Consider the following 241-nt stretch of genomic DNA (forward strand, 5'->3'; position numbering starts at 1 on the left):
TGGTAATATAGTTCATTACCATCCACCTTGTTTTATTGTAAAAGGAAGAGAAGAAGAACTTACATACTTAAAACACCACTGTACAGAAGAAGGAATACCGTTGTTAATAACTAAAAACGAACAAACTACTTCAGAATTCATTGCAAAACTAGAAGCCTACTTAGCTAATGAGTTGGCCCCCGAGTTATCAATTCACGGAGTTTGTGTAAATGTTTCTGGTATTGGTATACTACTCCGAGGT

At 35.7% G+C, this 241-nt stretch carries 1 pseudogene; it reads left to right on the plus strand.

What is annotated here, in order from left to right:
• Positions 1 to 241: pseudogene (locus tag AOA61_RS21645) on the plus strand (hypothetical protein); the annotation flags it as partial.

The sequence above is a fragment of the Pseudomonas sp. 2995-1 genome, from assembly GCF_002742505.1.
Lineage (GTDB): Bacteria > Pseudomonadota > Gammaproteobacteria > Pseudomonadales > Pseudomonadaceae > Aquipseudomonas > Aquipseudomonas sivasensis.